Consider the following 26,107-nt stretch of genomic DNA (forward strand, 5'->3'; position numbering starts at 1 on the left):
GTATTCGAAATATATATTAAATCTTAAATGATAAAGAAGACATTCATTAGCATTTGTAAGATATATTTTCAGAAAAATATTGAGAAAATATATACTTGAGTTTTTCATAAAGCATTGTAAATGAACGTATCTCTAGTTTATCTTCTTCAATTTTAAAAAGAGGAGTTTGAATTTTATTTATAATATAAGTACATTTAATACGTTTAGATATGATTTTATTAAGAAGCATTAAAATGCTTTGTCTGAAAAATAAAAAAAGATTGACAAGTTTATTGAGAAACATTATCATTTCGGTGTAAGATGGTAAATGAAAAACATTATCAATAAAATGGATTTTAAAGTAATGCGCACTTGACCAATTAGTTTAGTAAGTGTATTATTTTTTACAACACTAATGATAATGAAAATCAATATCATAACTATTAGTGTTACTTAATGAAATTAATGTTTATGTGAAAGGATAGAGAAAATGAACTTAGGGGAATTTGATGGGAAAACAGTTTTAGTAACAGGTGCAGCACAAGGAATAGGCAGTGTCGTTGCCAAAATGTTTTTAGAAAGAGGAGCCACAGTTATTGCGGTTGATCAAAATGAAGAGGGGTTAAATGTACTCTTAAATCAAAATGAATTAAATAAAACACGTATGAAAACGTTTCGTTTAGATGTGAGTGATAGCGCTGCTGTTGAAGACATTGTAAATCATATTGCAAATGAAATAGCGCCAATAGATATTTTAGTAAACGTTGCAGGGGTTTTACGTATGGGAGCAATTCATTCGTTAAGTGATGAAGATTGGAATAAAACATTCTCTGTAAATACTACAGGGGTTTTCAATATGTCCCGAGCGGTAAGTAAAAATATGATGTTAAGAAAATCAGGGGCAATTGTTACAGTCGGTTCAAATGCGGCAAATACGCCGAGAATGGAGATGGCTGCGTATGCTGCGTCAAAGGCTGCAACGACGATGTTTATGAAATGTTTAGGACTAGAGCTTGCGGCATACAATATACGCTGCAACTTAGTTTCTCCAGGTTCTACTGAAACTGAGATGCAAAGATTACTATGGACTGATGAGAATGGAGCTAAAAATATAATTGCTGGTTCTCAAAATACATATAGACTCGGAATTCCATTACAAAAAATTGCACAACCTTCAGAAGTTGCTGAAGCAGTGTTATTTTTAGCTTCAGATAGAGCAAGTCATATTACAATGCACAATTTATGTGTCGATGGTGGTGCTACGTTAGGAGTTTAATAAAAATTCAGGAGGTTATTATATTATGAATGAACATACAGCTGTAAAGGAATTGTCAGAAAAACTTTTAGAAGATTATAAGACTGAATCTTCATTCTTTTTCGCTTCACCAACTCGAACGATATTAGCAGAAGGAGAGTTTACTACAGTAAAGCATCGTGAAATTGAAAGTTTCCCAGAGCTTGTGCAAGCGACATTAAGTAATGCGAAACAAGCTGGAAATCCAAATCCTATCGTTGTGGGTGCTTTGCCATTTGATCGTAGAAAAGAAGTCCAACTTATCGTACCAGAATATAGTAGAATTTCTGAGCGTTTACAATTGGATACAACAAATCAGCTTGAAACAAATGAGAACGTAACATTTGAAATGACGCCAGTACCAGACCCTGAAGTTTATATGAATGGTGTGAAGCAAGGAGTTAAAAAAATACAGGACGGTGATTTGAAGAAAATCGTTCTATCTAGATCGTTAGATGTTAAATCTTCCGAAAAGATTGATAAGCAAAAACTTCTGCGAGAATTAGCAGAGCATAATAAGCATGGTTATACATTTGCTGTGAATTTACCGAAAGGTGAAAAAGAGAACAGTAAGACGCTAATTGGAGCAAGCCCTGAATTACTTGTTTCACGTAATGGTATGCAAGTTATTTCTAACCCGTTAGCTGGTTCGAGGCCACGTAGTGAGGATCCAGTAGAAGATAAAAGAAGAGCAGAGGAATTACTTTCTTCTCCAAAAGATTTACATGAACATGCGGTAGTAGTTGAAGCGGTTGCCGCTGCACTTCGTCCGTATTGTCATACATTACATGTTCCAGAAAAGCCATCAGTTATTCATAGTGAAGCGATGTGGCATTTGTCTACAGAAGTGAAAGGTGAACTTAAGGATCCAAATACTTCTTCTTTACAATTAGCAATTGCCCTTCATCCTACGCCAGCAGTTTGCGGAACTCCGATGGAAAAGGCAAGAGAGGCTATACAGCATATTGAGCCATTTGACCGCGAGTTCTTTACAGGAATGCTAGGATGGAGCGATTTAAATGGAGATGGAGAATGGATTGTTACAATTCGTTGTGCTGAAGTACAAGAAAATACACTTCGTTTATATGCAGGAGCTGGAGTTGTTGCTGAGTCAAAACCAGAAGACGAGTTAGCAGAAACATCAGCTAAGTTCCAAACAATGCTAAAAGCTTTAGGGTTAAGAGATAGTTCACTTAATGAAAAATAGGGGGAAGAAAGAATGCTAGTAGGTTATACGGAATGGCCAAAAGAATTTGCCAATCGTTATCGAGAAGAAGGGTGTTGGCTTGGTGAAACATTTGGAGGAGTGTTAAGAGAGCGAGCTGAGAAATATGGAGATCAAATCGCGGTTGTAAGCGGTAAGACGCATGTAACGTACAGTGAACTTGATAAAAAGGTAGATCGTTTAGCAGCAGGTTTACTGAATTTAGGAATAAAGAAAGAGGACAGAGTTGTAATCCAGTTACCTAACATTATCGAGTTTTTCGAAATATGTTTTGCACTATTTCGAATTGGAGCGCTTCCTGTCTTTGCACTGCCTTCACATCGAAGCAGTGAAATTAGTTATTTTTGTGAGTTTGGTGAGGCGAGCGCTTATGTTATTTCAGATAAGGCCCTCGGTTTTGATTATCGAAAACTAGCAAGAGAAGTGAAAGAGAAAGTGCCAACTTTACAACATGTAATTGTAGTGGGAGAAGAGGAAGAGTTTGTGAACATAAATGATCTGTATATGGATCCCATCTCATTGCCAGAAGTTCAGCCAAGTGATGTTGCATTTCTCCAATTATCAGGAGGGACAACAGGTCTTTCTAAATTAATTCCTAGAACACATGATGACTATATTTATAGTTTACGTGTTAGCGCTGAAATTTGTAATTTGAATGCAGAAAGCGTCTATATGACAGTTCTTCCAGTAGCACACAATTATCCAATGAGTTCTCCAGGAACATTTGGAACTTTCTATGCGGGTGGAAAAGTGGTATTGGCAACTGGTGGTAGCCCAGATGAGGCATTTGCTCTTATCGAAAAAGAAAAAGTTACAATTACAGCGCTCGTTCCGCCATTAGCAATGATTTGGCTTGATGCTGTATCTTCTCGTAATGCCGATTTATCGAGCCTAGAGGTTATTCAAGTAGGTGGTGCTAAGTTTAGTGCTGAGGTTGCAAAACGTATACGCCCTACATTTGGATGTACGTTACAGCAAGTATTCGGTATGGCGGAAGGATTAGTGAACTATACAAGATTAGACGATCCGGAAGAAATTATTATTCATACACAAGGTAGACCAATGTCTGCACTCGATGAAGTACGAGTTGTTGATGAAAATGACAACGATGTAAAACCTGGCGAAGTAGGTAGTTTATTAACACGAGGTCCATATACAATTCGTGGTTACTATAAAGCCGAAGAGCATAATGCACGATCATTTACAAAGGATGGATTTTATCGTACAGGAGATCTTGTAAAAGTAAATGAACAAGGATACATCATTGTAGAAGGAAGAGATAAAGATCAAATTAACCGTGGTGGTGAGAAAGTTGCTGCGGAAGAAGTTGAAAATCATCTATTAGCACACGATGCGGTTCATGACGTAGCAATTGTATCTATGCCTGACGATTATTTAGGTGAACGCACCTGTGCTTTTGTTATAGCTCGCGGACAAGTTCCAACTGTAAGTGAATTAAAAATGTTTTTAAGAGAACGTGGTATAGCGGCTTATAAAATTCCAGATCGAATTGAATTTATTGAATCATTCCCGCAAACAGGAGTCGGAAAAGTCAGCAAAAAAGAACTACGTAAAGTCATTGCTGAAAAACTTATTACAGTAAAACAATAATAAAAACCGGAAGGAAGTGATTAGATGGCTATCCCATCTATTTCAGTATATAAAATGCCAATTGAATCAGAACTACCAAAAAATAAAGTGAATTGGACACCAGATCCGAAACGTGCAGTACTTTTAATTCATGACATGCAAGAATATTTTCTTGATGCATATAGCGATAAAGAATCACCAAAAGTAGAACTTATTTCAAATATTAAAATGATAAGAGAAAAATGTAAGGAACTTGGTATACCAGTTGTTTATACAGCACAACCTGGTGGGCAAACGTTAGAACAACGAGGTTTATTACAAGACTTTTGGGGTGACGGTATTCCTGCTGGACCAGATAAAAAGAAAATTGTTGATGAACTTATTCCTGATGAAGATGATATATTCCTAACAAAATGGAGATATAGTGCATTTAAAAAGACAAATCTATTAGAAATTTTAAACGAACAAGGAAGAGATCAACTTATTATTTGCGGTATTTATGCGCATATTGGCTGTCTTTTAACAGCTTGTGAAGCGTTTATGGATGGTATAGAACCGTTCTTTGTAGCAGATGCAGTTGCTGATTTTTCACTAGAGCATCATAAACAAGCATTGGAGTATGCATCTAATAGATGTGCAGTAACGACATCAACAAACCTACTGTTAAAAGATTTACAAAGTGTAAAAGGTGATGAGAGTGAAGGAATCACTATACAGGAAGTGCATGAACTAGTTGCACAACTACTTCGTGAGCCAGTAGAGAGTATTGATATTGATGAGGACTTATTAAATAGAGGGCTTGATTCGGTCAGAATTATGAGTTTAGTAGAGAAGTGGCGTCGTGAAGGGAAAGAAATCACTTTTGCAGATTTAGCAGAACGTCCAACTGTTTCAGGTTGGTACAGTTTACTATCTTCACAAACAGCACAGGTGCTGTAACAAATAGACTACATAATAAAGGGGTAGTAAAGAATGCCTAACAGTCAAAAGATTCGTCATTCGTTATCATCTGCGCAGTCTGGTATGTGGTTTGCGCAACAATTAGATCCGCTTAACCCAATTTATAATACTGGGGAATATGTAGAAATAAACGGAAATATTCATCAAGAAATTTTCGAATTAGCTGTACGTAAAGTTGTAATAGAAGCAGAAGCACTTCATGTTCGCTTCGAAGAGGATGAAATTGGCCCATGGCAAGTTATTGAAGAATCACAGTTTTATATGCATTTTATTGACGTTCGTAAAGAAGAAAACCCTGAAGAAGCTGCTAAAGTATGGATGAAAAATGATTTATCTATGCCCGTCGATTTGAAAAAAGATATTTTATTTACGGAAGCACTTATTCAAGTTGAAAATAATCGTTTCTTTTGGTATCAGCGCATCCATCACATTGTGATGGATGGCTATGGCTTTTCACTTCTTAGCCAAAAGGTAGCGAATGAGTATAAATCACTTATAGAAGAAACAAACAAGAATGAAAAGCTATTTGGTTCTCTTACAAAAGTTGTACAAGAAGATATTGAGTATCGTGAGTCTAAACAATTTCAGGAAGATCGTACTTTTTGGTTAGAAAAGTTTGCAGATGAACCAGAAGTTGTAAGTTTGGCAGAACGAGCACCGAGAACATCAAATGGATTTTCACGAGAAACAGCTTATTTATCTAGTTCTAGCACGAAAACTTTACTAGAAGATATCAATATTTCGTTAACAAGTTGGCCGGAATTCATTGTCGCTGTAACAAGTATTTATATGCATAAATTAACAGGTGAAAATGATATTGTTTTAGGTTTACCAATGATGGGTCGTCTAGGTTCTGTATCTATTCATACACCAAGTATGGTAATGAATTTAGTACCACTGCGTCTCACTGTAACTCCAAATATAACTCTTGCGGAATTATTGCAGCAAGTTTCTAAAGAAATCCGAGATGTACGTCGTCATCATAAATACCGTCATGAGGAATTAAGAAGAGACTTAAAGTTACTAGGTGAAAATCAAAGGTTGTTTGGACCGTTAGTGAATGTCATGCCTTTTGATTACGGGCTTAATTTTGCTGGAAATCGTGGTATTACGCATAACTTATCAGCAGGACCTGTAGATGATTTATCGATAAATGTATATAAACGTTTTGATCAAAATGAGCTAATGATTCATTTTGATGCGAATCCCGAAGTATATAATGGCGCGGAGCTAGCATTGCATAAAGAAAGATTTATGAATCTATTTGAATCAGTAATAAAGAATTATGAGAAAAACGAGTCGATTGGAAAAATAAACATTACTCTGCCTGAAGAAAATCATAAAGTTTTATTGGAATGGAATGAGACGAAGGAAGATGATGAGTTAATCAGTCTACCTATATCATTTGAAAAACAAGTACAAAAAAATCCAAATAAACTAGCGATTACTTGTGACGGTATAAACCTTACGTATAAAGAGCTAAATGAACGAGCGAATGAACTAGCACATTATTTAGTAGAAGAAGGAATACGACCAAATCAGTTAGTAGCTTTAGTATTCCCTAGATCAATAGAAATGGTAGTTAGTATGCTAGCAGTCTTAAAGGCTGGTGCAGCATATTTACCAATAGATCCAGAATACCCAGCAGAAAGAGTTAATTATATAGTAGATGATGCAAAACCAGTTTGTATCATGACACATTCATCTGTTTCATCTAAGTTAGTTATAGAAAATGGTATGAAAAAAATTGTATTAGATGGCGAAGAAACAAAACTAGCGTTACATACATATTCTCGTATGAATATAGCATGTAAGAATGATGTATCACTTTTAAACCCAGCCTATACAATATATACTTCAGGCTCAACAGGAAACCCAAAAGGTGTAATTGTTCCTATGAGAGGTTTAAGTAACTTTTTAATGGCTATGCAACAAAAGTTTTCGTTAAATGAAAATGATCATTTATTAGCAGTTACAACTTTTGCGTTTGATATTTCTGCTCTAGAAATTTATTTACCTCTTATTAGTGGTGCAAGTTTAACAATTGCGCAAAAAGAAGACATACAAGAGCCTTCTGCATTAACGACACTTTTACAAGAAGAAAGAGTGACCATTATGCAGGCTACACCGACGCTTTGGCAGGCGTTAGTAACTGATTATCCAGAGAAGCTACAAGGGCTAAATATACTTGTTGGTGGTGAAGCTCTTCCAGCGCATTTAGCAAATAAATTAAAAGAATTAGGTTGCTCAATAACTAATTTATATGGACCAACTGAAACGACGATTTGGTCTACTTTCATGAACATTGATGAAAGTGAAAAGGGTATACCTCCTATTGGAAAGCCAATTTCCAATACAGAAGTGTATGTATTGGATGCAGGGTTACAACCAGTTCCACCTGGAGTTATTGGTGAATTATATATTGCAGGGGAAGGACTTGCAAGCGGATATTTAGGAAAACCTGAGTTAACAGCTGAACGGTTTGTTGCAAATCCTTATGGAGAATCAGGGAAGCGCATGTACCGTACAGGAGATCTTGTGAAATGGCGTAGTGATGGTGCGTTAGAGTACATTAGTCGCGCAGATCATCAAATTAAAATTCGTGGATTCCGAATTGAATTAGCTGAAATTGAAACGGTATTACAACGACATGAAAATATTCAACAAGCGGTAGTAATGGTACGAGAAGATCGCCCAAATGATAAACGCATCATTGCATATATCATTGCAGAAGAAAAGGAACCGATTAATCTTTCAGAAATTCGTTCTTATGTTTCAGAAAGTTTAGCGAATTATATGATACCATCGGCATTTGTTGTGCTAGAAGAATTACCATTAACGCCAAATGGTAAGGTTGACAGAAAGAAATTACCTGCGCCTGATTTTAATGGAATGAACAATGAGAGGGTTGCTAGAAATCCGAAAGAAGAAATATTATGTGATTTATTTGCAGAAGTACTTGGTGTTTCTCGAATTAGTATTGATGATAATTTCTTTGAAATGGGTGGACATTCACTTCTTGCATCTCGTTTAATGGCAAGAATTCGTGAAACGTTAAGTGTGGAATTAGGTATCGGGAAACTATTTGAATCACCAACTGTTGCCGAACTGGCGAAACAATTAAACCATGCAAAAAGTGCAAGACCAGCTATTCAGAAAGCAAGTAGGCCAAATGAAGTTCCACTTTCATTTGCACAGCGCAGGTTATGGTTCTTAAATTGTTTAGAAGGTCCAAGTCCTACTTATAATATTCCGCTAGTCATTCGTATGAATGGAATATTGAATGAGGAAGCATTACAAGGTGCTTTTTATGATGTAGTTGAGAAACATGAAACACTTAGAACAATTTTCCCTAACGTATTAGGTAGTTCCTATCAGAAAATTTTAGATATGGAAAACCTAAATCTAGAAATGCTTATAACAAAAACATGTAAAGATGAATTAGAAAGTGTACTTTCAGAGGCGGTAAGATATAGTTTTAACCTCGATATTGAGCCGGCAGTTCGTTTGCAACTTTTTACAGTGAGTGAAAACGAACATGTATTATTAATTCTATTACATCATATTGTAGGTGATGGCTGGTCATTACAGCCGTTAACGAGAGATTTTACAGCGGCGTATAAGGCACGATGTCAAGGTGACAGAGTTCAGCTGGAGACACTTCCAGTTCAATACGCAGATTATGCACTTTGGCAACAGCAATTGCTAGGTGATGAAACGACACCAGAGAGTCTTATTTCAACACAATTAGATTTTTGGAAAGAAGAACTTAAAGGTTTACCAGATCAAATGGAGTTACCTACAGATTTCCAGCGTCCAATTGAGACGAGTTACCGCGGGGAAACAATTCATTTTCATATAGATGAAGGTATGCATAGTAGGTTAGTAGAGCTTGCACGTAAAAATGGAGTTAGTTTGTTTATGGTGTTACAAGCAGGGCTTAGTGCACTATTTACAAGATTAGGTGCAGGCACTGATATACCAATTGGAAGTCCGATTGCTGGAAGAAATGATGATGTACTTTCAGATATTGTTGGTTTATTTGTAAATACATTAGTGTTACGTACAAATACTTCAGGAGATCCAAGTTTTAAAGAATTATTAAATAGAGTGAAGCAGGTAAATCTTGCAGCTTATGAAAATCAAGATGTTCCATTTGAAAGGCTTGTTGAAGTGTTAAATCCAGTACGTACTCGAAACAGCCACCCGTTGTTTCAAGTTATGTTAGCTTTTCAAAATACACCAGAAGCAACGTTTAATGTACCAGATTTAGAAGCGAGCCTTGAAATTCAAAGCGTCGGTTCTGCAAAATTTGATTTAACATTTGAAATTAGTGAGAGTAACGGGGTTGATGGTACTCCGAACGGTTTACATGGATTACTAGAGTTTAGTACCGATTTATATAAACGCGAAACGGTTCAAAAACTAATAGAACGATTCATTTTGTTATTAGATGATGCGGCGACAAATCCGGATCAATCCATTGGCAGATTAGAAATATTAACTTTAGCAGAGAAAAATACAGTATTAGAAAAGTGGAATGGTGGTTTTCAAATTGCACCAGAAATGACATTGCCACAATTATTTGAAAAACAGTCTCATATAAATCCAAATTCTATTGCTGTTGTCTTTGAAGATAAGAAATTAACTTATGAAGAGTTAAATAGAAAAGCAAATAAAATAGCTCGATTCCTAATAGCAAAAGGGATTGGTCCTGATCAACTCGTTGCTTTAGCGATGCCAAGATCATTAAACATGGTGGTAAGCTTATTAGCTGTTCTTAAAGCTGGTGCTGGATACCTTCCGTTAGATCCAGATTACCCAGCAGATCGTATTTCATTTATGCTACACGATGCGAAACCATCATGTGTTTTAACGAATTCAGAAGTGGAAATTGGATGTGACGAGGCACTAAAAGTTTTAGTTGATGATGTGAAAGTAATAGCAGAAGTTGAGAAATATAGTGAAGACAATATTGATGAAGTGGAACGAATTAAGCCATTATCTTCATCACATATTGCTTACGTTATTTATACGTCAGGCTCAACGGGTAGACCGAAAGGCGTTATGATACCTCATCAAAATGTAGTAAGACTTTTAGGAGCAACTGATCATTGGTTCCAGTTTGACGGAAACGATGTTTGGACGATGTTCCATTCATACGCTTTTGATTTCTCGGTTTGGGAAATTTGGGGACCTTTATTATACGGAGGGCGTTTAGTTGTAGTGCCACATACTGTAAGTCGCTCGCCGAAAGAATTTTTACAGCTTCTTGTTAAAGAAAAGGTTACGGTTTTAAACCAAACTCCATCAGCGTTCTATCAATTGATGCAAGCAGATCGTGAAAATGAAGAGATTGGCCAAAAATTATCTTTACGATATGTTGTTTTTGGAGGAGAAGCACTTGAGCTAAGTCGCTTAGAAGATTGGTATAGTCGACATCCTCATAATGCACCAAAGCTTATTAATATGTACGGTATTACGGAGACGACAGTACATGTTAGTTATATTGAATTAGATGAAACTATCGTCTCTTTACGAGCAAATAGTTTAATTGGGTGCAGTATACCTGACCTTAAAGTGTATGTGTTAGACAACTATTTACAACCAGTGCCACCTGGAGTAGTTGGAGAAATGTATGTTGCAGGTGCAGGGCTTGCGCGTGGATATTTAGGAAGAGCAGGATTAACGGCTGAACGCTTTATCGCAGATCCATTTGGCAAGCCAGGTACAAGAATGTATCGTACAGGAGACTTAGCTCGCTGGCGTAAAGATGGGACGCTAGATTATATAGGACGTGCAGATCATCAAATAAAAATTCGTGGATTCCGAATTGAATTAGGAGAAATAGAAGCAGTCATAATGAAGCACCCTAAAGTTGAGCAAGTAGCCGTTATTGTACGGGAAGATCAACCAGGGGATAAACGGTTAGTTTCTTATATCGTCGCATCAAATGAAGAAGAGATTGATACGAATGAAATGCGTCAGTTTGCTAGTGGTAGTTTACCAGATTATATGGTTCCATACGCTTTTGTAGTAGTAAATGAGTTACCTTTAACTCCAAACGGTAAATTAGATAGAAAGGCATTGCCAGCTCCAGAATTTATCGCATCATCTTCTAGTCGTGGTCCAAGAACACCGCAAGAAGAAATGTTATGTGACTTGTTTACAGAAGTGCTAAGTGTACCACAAATTGGAATTGATGACGGATTCTTTGATCTTGGTGGGCATTCACTCCTTGCAGTGCAGCTTATGAGCCGCATTAAAGAGGCGCTTGGAGTGGAACTAAACATTGGCACTTTATTTGCAGCACCGACTGTTGCAGGGTTAGCTGAAAGACTTGAGATGGGGAATGGTCAAAGTGCACTTGATGTGTTGCTTCCATTACGAGCAAGCGGGGATCAATTACCACTATTTTGTGTACATCCAGCAGGTGGATTAAGTTGGTGCTATGCAGGACTTATGAAATCTTTAGGAACAGATTATCCAATCTATGGTGTACAAGCACGTGGTATTGCTAAAAATGAAGAACTTCCAAAAACTTTAGAGGAGATGGCGGCGGATTACTTGAAACACGTTCGTGAAGTACAGCCTCATGGACCATATCGTTTACTAGGCTGGTCGCTTGGAGGAAATGTTGTGCATGCAATGGCGGCGCAACTACAAAATGAAGGGGAAGAAGTAGAATTACTCGTTATGCTTGATTCTTATCCTGGACACTTCTTACCGAATACGGAAGCGCCTACTGAAGAGGAAGCGTTAATAGCATTACTTGCTTTAGGCGGATATGACCCAGATAACATGGATGGTAAACCACTTACAATGGAAAGTGCAGTTGAAATCCTTCGTAAAGATGGAAGCGCATTAGCAAGTCTTGAAGAAGAGACTATATTGAACTTGAAAGAAACATATGTAAATTCAGTAGGGTTGTTAGGGAAATATGTACCGAAAGTTTATAACGGAGATATCTTATTCTTTAGATCTACTGTTATACCAGATTGGTTTGATCCTATTTCTCCAAATACGTGGCTAAATTATTTAGACGGACAAATTGTGCAGCACGATATTGATTGTAGACATAAAGATCTATGTCAGCCAGGTCCACTCACGGAAATTGGACAAGTATTAGCGAAATATTTGCAGAATAAGAAAGGGGTAAGTAGAGTATGACGAATCCATTTGAAAATGATAATTACGCATATAAAGTATTAATAAATGAGGAGGGCCAGTATTCTCTCTGGCCTGCTTTTCTCGATGTACCTATTGGCTGGAATGTCGTATATGAAGAAGCTAGTAGGCAGAGCTGCTTAGAATATGTTGAATATAACTGGAAAGATTTGAATCCAAAAAGTAATCAGGTTCGCGAAAAAACATTAGCAGGAAAACGATAATGAAAGCAAAACTAAATCCAAAAGTAGTTGTAAGTATCGTGTATATAACTGCGATGTTTATGGCTGCGATGGACGCAACGATTGTAAATGTAGCACTGCAAACGATAAGTAGAGAACTACAAGTACCTGCATCTGCAATGGGGACGGTTAATGTTGGGTATTTAGTTAGTTTAGCTGTTTTCCTTCCGATTTCTGGTTGGTTAGGAGATCATTTTGGGACGAAAAGAGTATTTTTAATTGCTCTTTTCGTATTTACAATCGCTTCTGCTTTATGCGGAATGGCTAACGATATTACTTCATTGAATATTTTCCGTATCATTCAAGGTGCTGGTGGAGGGCTTTTAACACCGGTCGGAATGGCGATGTTATTTCGAACATTTTCACCAGAGGAAAGACCGAAGATTTCCCGGTTCATTGTACTTCCAATTGCTGTAGCACCAGCAGTTGGTCCTATCATCGGTGGTTTCTTTGTAGATCAAATGTCTTGGCGTTGGGCATTTTATATTAATCTACCGTTTGGAATCGTTGCATTGCTATTTGGACTTCTATTTTTAGCAGAGCATGTTGAAAAATTAGCTGGTCGCTTTGATTCTCTCGGTTTTATTTTATCAGCACCAGGATTTGCGATGCTCATATATGCACTCAGCCAGGGACCATCAAAAGGGTGGATTTCTCCAGAAATTATGAGTACCGGGGTAGCTGGGATTGTATTCATTGCGTTGTTTATAATCGTAGAACTGAAAGTAAAGCAACCGATGTTAGATTTACGCTTATTAAAAGAACCAGTATTTAGAAAGATGAGCATTATATCATTATTTTCATCAGCTGGTTTATTAGGAATGTTATTTGTTTTTCCACTTATGTATCAAAATGTGATAGGAGTTTCCGCGCTGGAATCAGGACTTACGACATTTCCAGAGGCGATTGGATTAATGATTTCTTCACAAATTGTGCCATGGTCATATAAGAAATTAGGAGCCCGAAAGGTAATTTCTATTGGATTAATTTGTACCGCGGTTATCTTTATTTTATTAAGTTTTGTAAATCACGATACGAATCCGTGGCAAATCCGGGCATTATTGTTTGGCATCGGTATTTTCTTAGGTCAATCTGTCGGTGCGGTTCAATTTTCTGCCTTTAACAATATCACGCCGCCTTCTATGGGGAGAGCGACTACTATATTCAATGTGCAAAATCGATTAGGTTCAGCAATAGGAGTAGCTGTTTTAGCTAGTATACTAGCTGGTTTTGGAAGTAATAACGTTCAATCCGATTTTTTACCATATCAAGCAGCATTAATTGGATCAGCAATATTTTTGCTCATAGCACTACTATTTTCTTTACGTATTTCCGATAAAGAGGTAATGTCAAAGAAGAAAGAAAAAACATTATCAGTATCAGAAAAAGAGAAAGTACTTGTCAATGAATAACAATATACGTATGGTTTTTTATGAAAATTGATATTCGTTGCATAAAGGAGAGTTTACATGATAGAAAGTAAAGTTGTAGATTCTATTCCAACTTTGAATGAGAATGATTGTCAAATATGGTGGGCAAGAATTTCGGATTTACAATCATGGCATTACAATTTACTAAATAATATAGAGCGAGAGAAAGCAAATTCGTATCATCATTCGGCAGATCGAGCTCGTTTTATAATAGGTTGCGTAATTAGTAGATTAGTTCTCGGCAAGATACTTTCTATGTCACCAGTCCAAGTACCAATTGATCGAATGTGTTCAGTATGTAAATTGCAACATGGTAGACCACAATTACCAGAAGGTATGCCGCAATTATCTGTTTCGCATTCAGGTGAGTGGGTTGTCGTTGCATTTACAAAATCTGCACCTGTTGGCATAGATGTAGAACAAATGAATCCAAATGTAGATGTTATGAAAATGGCAGAAGGTGTATTAACAGACATTGAAATAGCGCAAGTTATGAAACTACCAAATGAACAGAAAATAGAAGGTTTTTTAACATATTGGACTCGAAAAGAAGCGGTGCTGAAAGCGACAGGCGAAGGACTATTGATTCCACCAGTACATATTACAGTATCAGCTCCAAATAATCCTCCAAGATTGTTAGTTTTTAAGGATAAGCAAGAGTTGGCAGATAATACAATGATGGAAGATGTAAGGCCTAGTTTAGATTATATGGCTTCTGTTGCAATATTCAGTAAGGAAGTGACTGAAATTACGCAATTAGACGCGGTAGCACTTTTAAATCTTAAATAAAAAAATTATAGAAGAGGTGTTCCTCATGTTAGTGGCGGAAAATAGAAAGAATGAATTCACTTATAATATACAAGCAATTAAAAATATTTTATTTTCTGGAGATACATCATCCATTCACGCTTTAGAAAAGCTTTTAAATGATACAGTTCAGTTTGATGTTCTTGAACAAGAGGCACTTGGTAGACAGTACATTCCGAAAGAAGCAAAGAATTTCTTTGATAAAGATGGAACATTTCTTTACCGTGTATCTAATGTTAGTTATAAAGGTAAGGTTTTATCTGAAAATCTAATTTTTGCAGACACTTCGTTTTTACCGGACGCAATAAAGAGTGAATTAGAGAGTGGAAATATTCCTGTTGAAAACCTTATAGAAAAGATGGAAGTAAGAAGAAACGTATTATATGAAGGATATCAGCCATCTGGAAATATTATCGAATTGTTTGATGGATGTTCTGTTACAGCGAATGTGTATCCAACTAGAAAGTATCAAATTGTAAGTAACTGCAAATGTGTATTTTATATTTGTGAAGTGTACCATGCAGAGAATATAAAGCAATTGCTTAAATAAAAACAAGAAACCAGCCTATAAAATGGCTGGTTTCTTGTTTATTTAACAGCTTCTTTTAATTCTTTACCTGCTTTAAATGCAGGAACTTTACCAGCTGCGATTTGAATTTCTTCGCCAGTTTGCGGATTACGTCCTGTACGAGCAGATCTTTCGCGTACTTCAAAAGTTCCAAATCCGATTAATTGAACTTTATCGCCAGATTGTAATGCATTAGCAATTGTGTCAAATACGGATTGTACAGCTGCAGAAGCGTCCTTTTGAGAAATATCAGCTGATTGTGCTACGTTTTTAATTAATTCTGTTTTGTTCATGTTTTCACCTCATAAAAAAATTTTTGGAATGAATGTTTTAGTATAATAGATAGTAAAGATAAAGCTATCACTATGATTAGAAAGAATACTATATAATTATGTTAATTTCGTTGCAAGAGACTGAATCCCTTCTATTATTTAGGGATTAATTAAGAATCGATGCATATAAAAAGCTTAAGTATGAGGATGAGGGGGAGTATACGAATGATTTTTCGTGAAAAAAATGAGAAGGAAAGTATATTAATTCGTCAACATGATCATGGTTTTTTAGCTGGAGAGATTGCAAAGCATATAAAAGAGGACTTATTTGAAGGTAAAACATATTTAAAAGAAACAGTTGATGCAATATATGAGCATGACAGAGGATGGATAGAGCTTGATAAAGTACCAATTTTGAATGATGCTAAAAATATTCCATATACATTTATGGATTGTCCAAGCCCATTACGTTTTGTTTTTTATACGATTGGTTTGAATGAAATTGAAAATTCTAATCCATACGGGGCATTGCTTTGCAGTAAACATTTTTTATCATTTCCACTAAACGAGGAAGATGAAGAGATGATGTCATTTTATAAACATGAATTAGAACGACAAAAAAGAATTTTGAAAACGTTAACAAAGGAACAGTTTGCGATGTTTGATAAACATTATAGATTATTAAAGTTTTGTGATGAACTTTCTTTATACGTATGTATGAATAAGCCTGGTGTAAAAAAGAAAGATGAAATTGATTTATTTAAAGATGGTTTTGAAGGAACAGAAATGTTTAATAGTAAGGAGGAGAAACTTATTCAAGCTGAATGGGTGGACGAGGAAACAATTCGGATTACACCATTTCCATTTCAAACGGAATTTCATACGTATGTAAAATATAAAACGATAAATAAACATGAAATGAAAGGAAAAGGGATTGCAAAGGCTGATAGAGAATCGGAAATGAAGAAACAAACCATTCGTTTCATACAATAAGGAGGTAATATAAATTGAAAGATTATATATTAAAACAGTGTGATTACCATGCTTGGGCTAATACTAGATTATTCAATCGATTAAAAGAGTTACCAAACTATGAGACAATTTTTAATGAGCAGATACAGAGTGTATTCCCATCCATTAAGGATACTTTTGTGCATATTTATATTACAGATCAAGTGTGGTTACGCATATTGCATGGTAAAAGTATGAATGAAGCAATACAAGACCGAGAAGATTTACGAAAACAAATTGAAACTAAATCGTTACATGAATTAGAAAAAATGTTTGAAAACATGGCCAATCAATATAAAGACTTTTTAATTACAATACAAGACGTGAATGTTGTATTTGCTATTGAGAACCCATATGCAGGGGCATTAGAAACTTCAATTTTAGAGTTAGTACAACATGTCGTAAATCATGGTACATATCATAGAGGAAATATAACAGCGATGATTCGTCAACTTGGTCATTCGTCGACAATGATGGATTTTGTACTGTATTTACATATGGTTAAAAAGCAGGGAGAGTAATATAGTTTGTAAGAAGGAGAGGCTTTAATTATAGAAGTCTCTCCTTCTATTTTACCCCGCTATTTGCCGGGAAGTAAGACCCCCACCTCAAAATTCAGCGGAAGCAAAGAAGTTAGGTGGGGGATGAACTGTCCGTAAAACCCCCACTGATTAAAGTTTCACTTTATTCCGCATTCATGGTAGATCGACTAATTAAAGTTTTACTTTATTTCTTAAGAAGCTTTATTTTCTTGTAATTGCTTAGCGTATTGTACAGCCTTATATGCATTGACTCTACCATTTTTCCAGTACGTACCTGTACCGCTAATTTTATCAGAAGTTGACTCAATAATTTGGCGAATTTGTGTATTGCTATATCCTTGATTTGCTAAAAGAGCAGCGACTCCTGCAACATGAGGTGTTGCCATAGAAGTACCACTTAATGATTGATACGAGCTTCCTTTATAAGTGGAGTATATATTTGAACCTGGTGCTGCAACATCTACCCAGCTACCATAAGTAGAAAATGAAGATTTCTTATCTGATTGATCTGTAGAAGCAACTGCAATCACTTCGCTGTAATAAGCAGGGTAATTAGCTTTTGTATTTCCAGCATTTCCAGCAGCTGCAACTATAACAGAGCCTTTATTCCATGCATATTGAACGGCTTGTTGTAATGCAGTACCACCATTTGAAGCTCCTAAACTCAAACTAATTACTTTTGCACCCGAATCAGCAGCTTCTCGAATACCTTGCGCTACAGCATCAAGAGTACCACTTCCTTGATTATCTAATACGCGGACGGCATAAATTGAAGTTTGTGGGGCAACACCAGCAATTCCGACACTGTTATTTGTAAGTGCTCCAGTAATTCCAGCACAATGTGTACCATGACCATTACCATCATCAGATGTATTGTCGTTATCAACATAATCATGCCCGTAAATAACTTTCGAAGCCAAATCAGGGTGTGAGCCTTGAACTCCTGTATCAATAATAGCTACTTTTACACCAGGATCACTTCGTTGGCTATCCCAAGCTTGTGGAGCTTGAATTTTTTGCAGTCCATATTGATTTTTAAAATATGGGTCGTTTGGAGTCCAAAAGGCGTGAACGTAATAATTCGGTTCTGCATATTCTACATCTGGATTATTTTTATAACTCTTTATTTTTTCTTTTACAGTACCTTTTGAAAATTGAACGACTTCAAAACCTAACTTATCATCTTTAGATAAGACATTAGCTCCGACAGATTTATGAAAAGATTGCACATTACTTAAAGATGCATTTTGCTTGAACTTAACGATTAATTGGTTAGGAACGTAATCAGTAGATGATGTTTCAGCGCTTGAAGTATTTGTGTTAAAGAAGAAACCACCAATAATAAACGATAAAACAGATAGGAAAACAATGATTTTGTTTTTCAAAAGATTTTTCCTCCCTTTTCTTGGATGAGTTTTTCAGCGACTCTTTAATGTCGCATTCCTTTTCAACTATATAGTTAGACCATACGATTTATGACATTTATGTGAAAAACTTTTGGAGGAATAAAAAGGAGTAAACATTGATATAAATATATTTTTAATGATAGTAATTAAGTAAAAGAGGGGATGAAAAAAGGAATGCTCATTATGTATGAGTCATTCCTTTATTATTGATTAACTTGCCTGTTTTTTATGATTTTCTTTTAATTTCTCTGCTTGTAAAAAGCGATTCGTTTCAGCGACAACAATACTACTTAATCCAATTAGACCAATTAAGTTTGGAATTGCCATAAGTCCATTTGCAATATCCGCAAATGTCCATACGATGCCTAATTTTAAATTCGCACCAATAGCAATCATGATGATAAAGATTGCTTTATAATATTTAACAGCACTTTCTCCGAATAAATAAGCTACACATTTTTCTCCATAATACGACCAGCCTAAAATAGTAGAGTAGGCAAATAAAATAATTGCGATACCGAGAATCATACTACCAGCAGTACCGAATACAGATTGGAATGCAAGTGTTGTAGCTTCAACGCCAGTTTTACCTGATTTCCATGCACCTGTTGTAATTAATACAAGTCCTGTAATTGTACATACAATAAACGTATCTAGAAAAGTACCGGTCATAGAAACTAATGCTTGCTTTGCAGGTGAATCTGTTTTTGCAGCCGCCGCGGCAATAGGGGCACTCCCTAAACCAGCCTCGTTCGCAAATACACCGCGCGCCATTCCGATTTGAATAGCTGATGCAACTGTTGCTCCGATAAAACCACCAGCAGCTGCAGTACCAGTAAATGCACCAGAAAAAATAAGTGAAAATGCTTCTGGAATTTGATCGTAGTGATAGAAAATAATAATAAGGCCAGCAATGATATAAAAGAAAGCTTTAATAGGAACGATATATCCTGTCACTTTCCCGATTTTTTTAACTCCGCCTAAAATAACAATAGCGATTAAAAACGACATTAATATACCAGTTAGAGCAGGGGGGAAAGAGAAATTAATTCGCATTGCCTCTGCAACTGAGTTAGATTGCACCATATTACCGATACCGAAAGAAGCAGTTGTACCGAATATGGCGAATAAAACAGCAAGCCATTTCTTTCCTAAACCACGTTCTAAATAGTACATTGGTCCACCCGAATATTCGCCATTTTCATTACTAACACGGTATTTCACCGCAAGAATTGCTTCGGCATACTTTGTTGCCATCCCGAACAAAGCAGTAATCCACATCCAAAAGATTGCACCGGGACCACCGATTGTCACAGCTGTTGCAACACCAGCGATATTTCCCATACCAATCGTTGCGGCCATAGCTGTCATAAGTGCTTGGAAGTGACTAATATCTCCAGAAGAAGAGGTATCTTCTGATTTTTTAAATGCTAGTTTGTGAGCGTATAATAGTTTACTAAACTGTAAACCTTTTAAACGCACTGTGAGAATGACACCAGTTCCAACGAGTAACAACAACGTTGGTAGTCCCCACACATAGTGATTGATTTGTTCTAACACTTTACTTACTGTCTCCATCTGTATTCTCCTTTTTTAGAAAAAAATAAAAACCACTTCAAGTAAATGAAATGGTCTCTGGAGAAACAAGGGATAGAAAAATAAACCGATACAAATCGGCATTTTCTTTCGCTTGTCTCTGTCCTTTTACCTGAGAGATTATCCGCTAAAGTAGCGGATTTGCTCCTTCGGTGCTCGTTTTCCTCCGCGCCCTATGAAAGCGAGAGGGAGTCTCTCCAGAGATTCGTCCCCATGCAGTTCTACTTGTAACCAAGACCTGAGAGTTTCAAAGTTGGTATAACAACTTTTTGCCCCGTCGGTAGATCAATAGACCTTCTCCTGAATGGTTCATCCGAATTATAAAATTTATAAACACATTGATTGTAAATCAATAAAAACATTATAGACAGACAAATTGTGAATTGCAATCATTTTTTATTTTAAAATAGTAAATAGTTTTATTTTTTTGCAAGTCCTAATTTATCTTCAACTTCATTTAAAGTAGATAAAGCGATGACAATATGTTGATCTGCAAGTCCTAAAGCATGTTTTGTTTTTTCAATAGTTTCATTGGTTGGAGTAGAGTTATTTGCTCCGTCTATAATAAAATTTGCTGCATTTTTCATGAAGTTTGATGCGGATTTAAACTGGGTTGTGAATTGAATTAGTTGTTTTTGTATATCTATATCTGTTATGTTTTCTTCAATTTTAAGTGTGTCTATTTCGTCCATAATTGTTTCATACTGCTTGGAAACAGCATTCATTGTAACTAATAGTTTATTTCGATCTACTGAATCCCCATTCGTGTTAATCTCTTCCCAGACAGGCAACCAATCTTTTTTGATGATTTCATTATAATTAGTAGTCAATTCATTAATTTTAGGTTGTAATTTAGTTTTGAAAGATTTTGTCTCCGCTGTTTCTACAGTTGCTTTTTCGTTGTTATTTTTAATATTAGTAACATAGAAAATCGTACCGAAAATGATGAAAATAGAAATAATAACTGTCCATTTAGTCAAAAGTAATTTCTGCAATATGTAACGCCTCCAAAATTTAAAAACTTATAATTATAATATATAACAATAATGTTGTTTAAAGTAGAGAAAATTGGTTAGAAATGATTTAAATTATATCTTTTCAATACATAAATAATTAAAGTTAGTAAAATGATGAAAGTAATATGTGAGAAAAGAGGGTTTTTAGTGAAAATGAATAGAAGAAAACTAGTTTCAAATATTTCAATGGCTATGTTATTAGTCGGTTTAATTGCATTCATATTTATGAATAAAGAATCTAAAATTAAAGGTTTTCCAGTACCAATGTCAGCAATTCATATTAACGATGATAAGGAAGAGGATTATAAATATATAAGTGTAATGCCTATTACAAAGGCAAGTGGATGGGAGAACTTAGGGGAAAACGGGCATACTGTTAGTTTTAAAAAAGGAGAGCGGAAGGTAACTGTATTACATTATCCAGGAGAAATTACGTATTCTATATTTGAAAAATAATTGATGATCAAAGAGATAGGGAGTAGATGATATTGTAGGATTGTTTACTTCCTATCTTTTTTGGTTTTTAATTCTGAATTGTTTGAATTAAAATTATTATGCGTATAGAATAAAATAGTATTTCTTATGAAAATGAGTGGATAGTTTACCAAGTATAAAAAATAGGATGTTTTATTGAATGATATAGACAATCAGTAATATATAATTATGTTATGTAAACTATAAGCAGGATAAGAAAGCAAAGCAAGAGATTTTAATTTTTATATTTTAGATGTATTTTTACCCGGTAAGTATTCCGGTAATCAACTTACAACATTTACGGAGGGCATCAAATTTCGAGTAAGTAATGGAGTTGATAACAAAAAAATTAACGTTTGTGTATATGGAAAAATAGAAAGTATGGCGAGTGGGAAATGGATCGGATCATAAGGGGGAATTAAAAATGTTACTAAAAACAATCTACTGTAAGGTGGAAGAAGAGAAAAAAGAATTGTTTTCCAGTGCGCAAGAAAAATGGCGTGATATACAGCACCTAGATGGTTTTCATGGACAATTTGGTGGATGGAATGAAGATGAGGCATGTGTATTTACTTTATGGGAAGATAGAAGTACATATCAATCCTTTATGAATGGTGCTCACGATACAATTTATTTAAATAGTAATCAAGAGGATACGCTTCTTTCATGTGAAATTGAATTATTTCAAACGTTGTATGATATAACTGATATGCATTTGAAAGACGTTGTAATAGAGGGAGCATTCGTAAGAGTTGCTATATGTGATGTAAAGTTGGAAAAGGAAAAGCATTTTTTACATAAGCAAGAAATAATTTGGAATAAAGGAATGGAAAAAGCAAAAGGAATGCTAGGTGGAGTAGTTGGGAAGTCTTTAAAAAATGAAAATCGTTACATAGTGTTAACGTATTGGAAAGATGAAATAGCGCACCAACATTATGTGGAAGAGATTTTCCCAGATTTATATAAACTAGCTAATATTCATGAAGACATAGAAAAGATAAAAGGAAAACAAGCTGTATGTAAGGAAGAATGGCTTGTATATTAAACGCTGAAAAAGTGCATAAATGAATGTATAATAAAGATATTTTCTTATAAACAAGTAATTAATAGAAGACGTTATATACCCTTTCATGTTAATATATTTAAGTTATAATAGGAGGCTTACCCTTTTGTATTGTACGGTAGAAGCAGTGTGAGCTTGAAATTTTTTTAGAAAAGGATGTGCCTAATTTGCGTATCAATAAATTTATTAGTGAAGCTGGAAAAGCGTCTCGACGTGGAGCGGATAAACTAATTAATGAGAGAAGAGTAATTATTAACGGTAAGGTTGCAAAAATTGGTGACCAAGTGAACCCAGGTGATGATGTACGAGTAAATGGAGAGCAGCTTCGAATTGCTCGAGATCACGTATATATCGCTTTAAATAAACCAGTAGGTATTACATGTACGAGTGAAAAAGCTGTAAAAGGTAATATTATCGATTTAGTGAATCATCCTTTACGAATTAGTCACATTGGACGTCTTGATAAAGACTCAGACGGTTTAATTTTGTTAACGAATGATGGTGATATTGTTAATGAAATTTTACGTGCTGAAAACAAACATGAGAAAGAATATATCGTTTCAGTAGATAAGCCAATTACTCCTGATTTCTTAGAGAAAATGGCAGCGGGTGTTAAAATTCTAGGTACAAAAACACTTCCTTGTGAGATCACACAGTTATCAAAATATGAGTTCCAAATTATTTTAACACAAGGGCTAAATCGCCAAATTCGCCGTATGTGTGAAGCTTTAGGTTATCAAGTATACACGTTAAAACGTACGAGAATTATGAATATCGAATTGAATAATTTACCAGTTGGACAGTGGAGGGATTTAACGAAGAAAGAGAAAAGACGTCTATTTGCAGACTTAAATTACGAACCACAAGATTGGTAAAATTGTGAAGTGAAACCAAAAAAATTTGGTTTCACTTTTTTAAATTAAATAAATAATTTTTTTAAACACTTGCAAAAATAAAATGAATAAGATATATTAAATAACAATAAATGGATGTTTTACAAAAAGCAAAGAAAAGGACACGAGTTATTTTACCCGGTTATACAGAGAAGGAAGGAAAGCTGAGAACTTCCTAACGCAGAAAAATAACTTACCACCTTAGAGCTGCACTAGGGAAATTAAGTATCTAGTGCCGTGTATGCGACGTTATCGCAAAAGAAGCCATTATGTTTTTTGTGATGGGAATCTGGGTGGAACCACGGATATAAGCATATTCGTCCCTATATTTAGGGATGAATATGCTTTTTTGCATTCAATTTCATAATAAGCGAAGAAAAGGACACGAGTTATTTTACCCGGTTATACAGAGAAGGAAGGAAAGCTGAGAACTTCCTAGCGCAGAAAAATAACTTACCACCTTAGAGCTGCACTGGGGAAATTAAGTATCTAGTGCCGTATAAACGACGTTACCGTAAAAGAAGCCATTGTTTGTTTACAATGGGAATCTGGGTGGAACCACGGGTATAAGCACGCTCGTCCCTATTTTAGGGATGAGTGTGCTTTTTATTATGAAATGGAGAGATGAAAAATGAAAGAACAAATGATTGAAATTAAATTTCCAGATGGTAGCGTGAAAAAATTTGTAAAAGGAATTACTTTAGAAGAAATTGCGGGATCCATTAGCAGTAGTTTGAAAAAGAAAGCAGTCGCGGGGAAAGTAAATGATGGGTTATATGATTTACGCGGGAATATTGAAGAAAATGCGGAAGTAGAAATCATTACTATAGATTCAAATGAAGGTGTAGAAATTGCAAGACACTCTGCGGCACATATTTTAGCGCAAGCTGTAAAAAGATTGTATGGTGATATAAATCTTGGAGTAGGGCCTGTTATTGAAAATGGATTTTATTATGATATGGATCTTCCAAGTAGTGTAAACGTAGAAGATTTACGAAAAATCGAAAAAGAAATGAAAAAGATTATAAATGAAAATATAAAGATAGAACGAGTTGAGGTTTCTCGAGAAGAAGCAGCTAAACTGTTTCAAGAAATAGATGATAGTTTGAAATTAGAACTTTTAGAAGCGATTCCTAGTGGGGAAAGTGTAACACTATATAAACAAGGTGAATTTGTAGATTTATGTAGAGGACCACATTTACCATCTACAGGTTATTTGAAAGCATTTCAATTAACTCACGTTTCCGGTGCATATTGGCGAGGTGATAGTAATAACCAAGTGCTTCAGCGTATATATGGTGTTGCATACTCTTCTCAAAAAGAATTAGAAGAGTATTTACATTTCGTTGAAGAAGCAGCAAAAAGAAATCATCGTAAGTTAGGCAATGAGCTTGAGTTATTTATGTTTTCTGAAGAGGCTCCAGGGATGCCGTTTTATTTACCAAAAGGACAAATGATTCGAAACGAATTGGAAGCATTTTTAAGAGGAATTCAAAAAGAGTACAATTATCAAGAAGTACGCACTCCGTTCATGATGAACCAAGAAGTATGGGAGAGATCAGGGCACTGGGGACATTATAAAGATAATATGTATTTCTCTGAAGTAGATAATAAAAGTTTTGCATTAAAACCGATGAACTGCCCAGGGCACATGCTTATGTTTAAAAATAAATTGCATTCTTATCGTGAATTACCGATTCGTATGTGTGAATTTGGTCAAGTGCATCGTCATGAATTTAGTGGTGCGTTAAACGGATTATTAAGAGTACGTACTTTCTGCCAAGATGATGCACATTTATTTGTAACTCCAAAACAAATTGAAGATGAAATTAAATCCGTAATGGCGCAAATTGATTACGTATATAAAACTTTTGGATTCGAATATGAAGTAGAGCTTTCTACTCGTCCAGAAGATTCAATGGGTGATGATAAATTATGGGAGCAAGCAGAAGCAGCATTAGAAAATGTATTACAATCGCTAAATTATAAATATAGACTAAATGAAGGTGACGGTGCATTTTACGGGCCGAAAATTGATTTTCATATTAAAGATGCTTTAAATAGAAGTCACCAGTGTGGAACAATCCAGCTTGATTTCCAAATGCCAGAGAAATTTGATTTAAATTATATAGATGAAAATAATGATAAGAAAAGACCAGTTGTTATTCACAGGGCAGTTTTAGGGTCATTAGATCGCTTTTTAGCAATATTAATTGAGCACTTTGGAGGTGCGTTCCCGGCATGGGTGGCACCAGTTCAAGTGAAAGTAATTCCAGTTTCAAATGCAGTACATGAACAATATTGCAGTGAGGTTGCACATAAATTAGCACAAGCTGGAGTTCGTGTTGAACAGGATGCACGTGATGAAAAATTAGGATATAAAATAAGAGAAGCACAAATGCAAAAAGTACCGTATGTTCTTGTTATTGGGGATAAGGAAATGGAAAGCGGAGCTGTAAATGTACGTAAATATGCGGAAGAGAAGTCAGAAGTTGTTGAGATAGATGTATTTGTGGCAACTATTGAAGAAGAAATAAAGAATAGAAAATATTGATTGTAAAAAAGCACACTA

General features: G+C 35.4%; 19 protein-coding genes, 1 riboswitch and 2 other annotated features. Of the genes, 15 read left to right on the top strand and 4 right to left on the bottom strand.

Annotated elements, in window-relative coordinates:
- Window positions 1-469 precede the first annotated feature (469 nt).
- From dhbA to MHI26_RS11745, 9 genes are read left to right on the top strand one after another with little or no spacing between them, the layout of a single operon-like run.
- On the top strand, window positions 470-1,255 hold the full coding sequence (gene dhbA / locus MHI26_RS11705; protein ID WP_001048426.1) for a 2,3-dihydro-2,3-dihydroxybenzoate dehydrogenase: 786 nt from the start codon (window positions 470-472) through the stop codon (window positions 1,253-1,255).
- A 25-nt stretch (window positions 1,256-1,280) separates the two neighbouring features.
- On the top strand, window positions 1,281-2,480 hold the full coding sequence (gene dhbC, locus MHI26_RS11710; protein WP_001002142.1) for an isochorismate synthase DhbC: 1,200 nt from the start codon (window positions 1,281-1,283) through the stop codon (window positions 2,478-2,480).
- 12 nt (window positions 2,481-2,492) lie between these two features.
- Entirely contained in the window at window positions 2,493-4,109 is a 1,617-nt protein-coding gene (locus MHI26_RS11715) for a (2,3-dihydroxybenzoyl)adenylate synthase (RefSeq protein WP_061666997.1), read from the top strand.
- 24 nt (window positions 4,110-4,133) lie between these two features.
- On the top strand, window positions 4,134-5,027 hold the full coding sequence (locus MHI26_RS11720; protein WP_001007248.1) for an isochorismatase family protein: 894 nt from the start codon (window positions 4,134-4,136) through the stop codon (window positions 5,025-5,027).
- A gap of 33 nt (window positions 5,028-5,060) precedes the next feature.
- Window positions 5,061-12,218, top strand: a complete 7,158-nt coding sequence (locus tag MHI26_RS11725; protein ID WP_061666998.1) for an amino acid adenylation domain-containing protein — start codon at window positions 5,061-5,063, stop codon at window positions 12,216-12,218.
- The gene (locus MHI26_RS11730; RefSeq protein WP_061666999.1) at window positions 12,215-12,439 is read left to right on the top strand and encodes an MbtH family protein; all 225 of its coding nucleotides are present in this window, start codon (window positions 12,215-12,217) and stop codon (window positions 12,437-12,439) included. Before MHI26_RS11725 ends, MHI26_RS11730 begins: the two co-directional genes overlap by 4 nt.
- On the top strand, window positions 12,439-13,869 hold the full coding sequence (locus tag MHI26_RS11735; RefSeq protein WP_061667000.1) for an MDR family MFS transporter: 1,431 nt from the start codon (window positions 12,439-12,441) through the stop codon (window positions 13,867-13,869). The genes MHI26_RS11730 and MHI26_RS11735 overlap by 1 nt, the downstream gene beginning before the upstream one ends.
- Window positions 13,870-13,926: 57 nt before the next feature.
- Window positions 13,927-14,676 (top strand): 4'-phosphopantetheinyl transferase Sfp, encoded by a 750-nt coding sequence (sfp, locus tag MHI26_RS11740; protein WP_000573013.1) that lies wholly within the window; start codon window positions 13,927-13,929, stop codon window positions 14,674-14,676.
- Between the two features lie 25 nt (window positions 14,677-14,701).
- Entirely contained in the window at window positions 14,702-15,244 is a 543-nt protein-coding gene (locus MHI26_RS11745) for a hypothetical protein (RefSeq protein ID WP_000959121.1), read from the top strand.
- A 38-nt stretch (window positions 15,245-15,282) separates the two neighbouring features.
- Here the strand turns inward: MHI26_RS11745 and MHI26_RS11750 are convergent, their stop codons facing one another.
- Complete coding sequence (locus MHI26_RS11750; protein WP_001043905.1) at window positions 15,283-15,555, bottom strand: HU family DNA-binding protein; 273 nt, start codon at window positions 15,553-15,555, stop codon at window positions 15,283-15,285.
- Window positions 15,556-15,759: 204 nt separating this feature from the next.
- Between MHI26_RS11750 and MHI26_RS11755 the strand changes: the two genes are divergently transcribed.
- Complete coding sequence (locus MHI26_RS11755; RefSeq protein WP_000577300.1) at window positions 15,760-16,527, top strand: DUF3891 family protein; 768 nt, start codon at window positions 15,760-15,762, stop codon at window positions 16,525-16,527.
- A 14-nt stretch (window positions 16,528-16,541) separates the two neighbouring features.
- Window positions 16,542-17,066, top strand: coding sequence for a DinB family protein (locus MHI26_RS11760; protein WP_061667001.1), 525 nt, complete (start codon window positions 16,542-16,544; stop codon window positions 17,064-17,066).
- A 212-nt stretch (window positions 17,067-17,278) separates the two neighbouring features.
- Here the strand turns inward: MHI26_RS11760 and MHI26_RS11765 are convergent, their stop codons facing one another.
- The 3 genes from MHI26_RS11765 to MHI26_RS11775 all read right to left on the bottom strand — a co-directional run bounded on the left by MHI26_RS11765 (window position 17,279) and on the right by MHI26_RS11775 (window position 21,084).
- Window positions 17,279-18,472 (bottom strand): S8 family peptidase, encoded by a 1,194-nt coding sequence (locus tag MHI26_RS11765; RefSeq protein ID WP_000790933.1) that lies wholly within the window; start codon window positions 18,470-18,472, stop codon window positions 17,279-17,281.
- Between the two features lie 231 nt (window positions 18,473-18,703).
- The gene (locus tag MHI26_RS11770; protein ID WP_061667002.1) at window positions 18,704-20,071 is read right to left on the bottom strand and encodes an alanine/glycine:cation symporter family protein; all 1,368 of its coding nucleotides are present in this window, start codon (window positions 20,069-20,071) and stop codon (window positions 18,704-18,706) included.
- A 108-nt stretch (window positions 20,072-20,179) separates the two neighbouring features.
- Window positions 20,180-20,300: riboswitch (glycine riboswitch) on the bottom strand.
- A gap of 208 nt (window positions 20,301-20,508) precedes the next feature.
- Entirely contained in the window at window positions 20,509-21,084 is a 576-nt protein-coding gene (locus MHI26_RS11775; protein ID WP_061667003.1) for a hypothetical protein, read from the bottom strand.
- Between the two features lie 132 nt (window positions 21,085-21,216).
- Between MHI26_RS11775 and MHI26_RS11780 the strand changes: the two genes are divergently transcribed.
- The 4 genes from MHI26_RS11780 (at window position 21,217) to thrS (ending at window position 26,089) form a co-directional block, all read left to right on the top strand.
- The gene (locus tag MHI26_RS11780) at window positions 21,217-21,561 is read left to right on the top strand and encodes a hypothetical protein (RefSeq protein ID WP_003306988.1); all 345 of its coding nucleotides are present in this window, start codon (window positions 21,217-21,219) and stop codon (window positions 21,559-21,561) included.
- A 442-nt stretch (window positions 21,562-22,003) separates the two neighbouring features.
- Window positions 22,004-22,624: a YdbC family protein gene (locus MHI26_RS11785; protein WP_061667004.1), complete on the top strand. Its 621-nt coding sequence runs from the start codon at window positions 22,004-22,006 to the stop codon at window positions 22,622-22,624.
- Between the two features lie 185 nt (window positions 22,625-22,809).
- Window positions 22,810-23,517 carry a 23S rRNA pseudouridine(2604) synthase RluF gene (gene rluF, locus MHI26_RS11790; RefSeq protein WP_001222160.1) on the top strand — a complete coding sequence of 236 codons (708 nt, stop codon included), beginning with the start codon at window positions 22,810-22,812 and terminating at the stop codon, window positions 23,515-23,517.
- Between the two features lie 122 nt (window positions 23,518-23,639).
- Window positions 23,640-23,863, top strand: a binding site (T-box leader).
- A 36-nt stretch (window positions 23,864-23,899) separates the two neighbouring features.
- Window positions 23,900-24,122: a binding site (T-box leader), on the top strand.
- A 44-nt stretch (window positions 24,123-24,166) separates the two neighbouring features.
- Window positions 24,167-26,089 carry a threonine--tRNA ligase gene (gene thrS, locus MHI26_RS11795; protein WP_061667005.1) on the top strand — a complete coding sequence of 641 codons (1,923 nt, stop codon included), beginning with the start codon at window positions 24,167-24,169 and terminating at the stop codon, window positions 26,087-26,089.
- Window positions 26,090-26,107 lie beyond the last annotated feature (18 nt).

The organism is Bacillus sp. FSL K6-1218 (genome assembly GCF_038006445.1).
Lineage (GTDB): Bacteria > Bacillota > Bacilli > Bacillales > Bacillaceae_G > Bacillus_A > Bacillus_A thuringiensis_S.

Excerpts from the sequence above, each read along its gene's own strand:
- dhbA (WP_001048426.1), top strand. The coding sequence starts at position 470 with ATGAACTTAGGGGAATTTGATGGGAAAACAGTTTTAGTAACAGGTGCA.
- dhbC (WP_001002142.1), top strand. The coding sequence starts at position 1,281 with ATGAATGAACATACAGCTGTAAAGGAATTGTCAGAAAAACTTTTAGAA.
- MHI26_RS11715 (WP_061666997.1), top strand. The coding sequence starts at position 2,493 with ATGCTAGTAGGTTATACGGAATGGCCAAAAGAATTTGCCAATCGTTAT.
- MHI26_RS11720 (WP_001007248.1), top strand. The coding sequence starts at position 4,134 with ATGGCTATCCCATCTATTTCAGTATATAAAATGCCAATTGAATCAGAA.
- MHI26_RS11725 (WP_061666998.1), top strand. The coding sequence starts at position 5,061 with ATGCCTAACAGTCAAAAGATTCGTCATTCGTTATCATCTGCGCAGTCT.
- MHI26_RS11730 (WP_061666999.1), top strand. The coding sequence starts at position 12,215 with ATGACGAATCCATTTGAAAATGATAATTACGCATATAAAGTATTAATA.
- MHI26_RS11735 (WP_061667000.1), top strand. The coding sequence starts at position 12,439 with ATGAAAGCAAAACTAAATCCAAAAGTAGTTGTAAGTATCGTGTATATA.
- sfp (WP_000573013.1), top strand. The coding sequence starts at position 13,927 with ATGATAGAAAGTAAAGTTGTAGATTCTATTCCAACTTTGAATGAGAAT.
- MHI26_RS11745 (WP_000959121.1), top strand. The coding sequence starts at position 14,702 with ATGTTAGTGGCGGAAAATAGAAAGAATGAATTCACTTATAATATACAA.
- MHI26_RS11750 (WP_001043905.1), bottom strand. The coding sequence starts at position 15,555 with ATGAACAAAACAGAATTAATTAAAAACGTAGCACAATCAGCTGATATT.
- MHI26_RS11755 (WP_000577300.1), top strand. The coding sequence starts at position 15,760 with ATGATTTTTCGTGAAAAAAATGAGAAGGAAAGTATATTAATTCGTCAA.
- MHI26_RS11770 (WP_061667002.1), bottom strand. The coding sequence starts at position 20,071 with ATGGAGACAGTAAGTAAAGTGTTAGAACAAATCAATCACTATGTGTGG.
- MHI26_RS11780 (WP_003306988.1), top strand. The coding sequence starts at position 21,217 with ATGATGAAAGTAATATGTGAGAAAAGAGGGTTTTTAGTGAAAATGAAT.
- MHI26_RS11785 (WP_061667004.1), top strand. The coding sequence starts at position 22,004 with ATGTTACTAAAAACAATCTACTGTAAGGTGGAAGAAGAGAAAAAAGAA.
- thrS (WP_061667005.1), top strand. The coding sequence starts at position 24,167 with ATGAAAGAACAAATGATTGAAATTAAATTTCCAGATGGTAGCGTGAAA.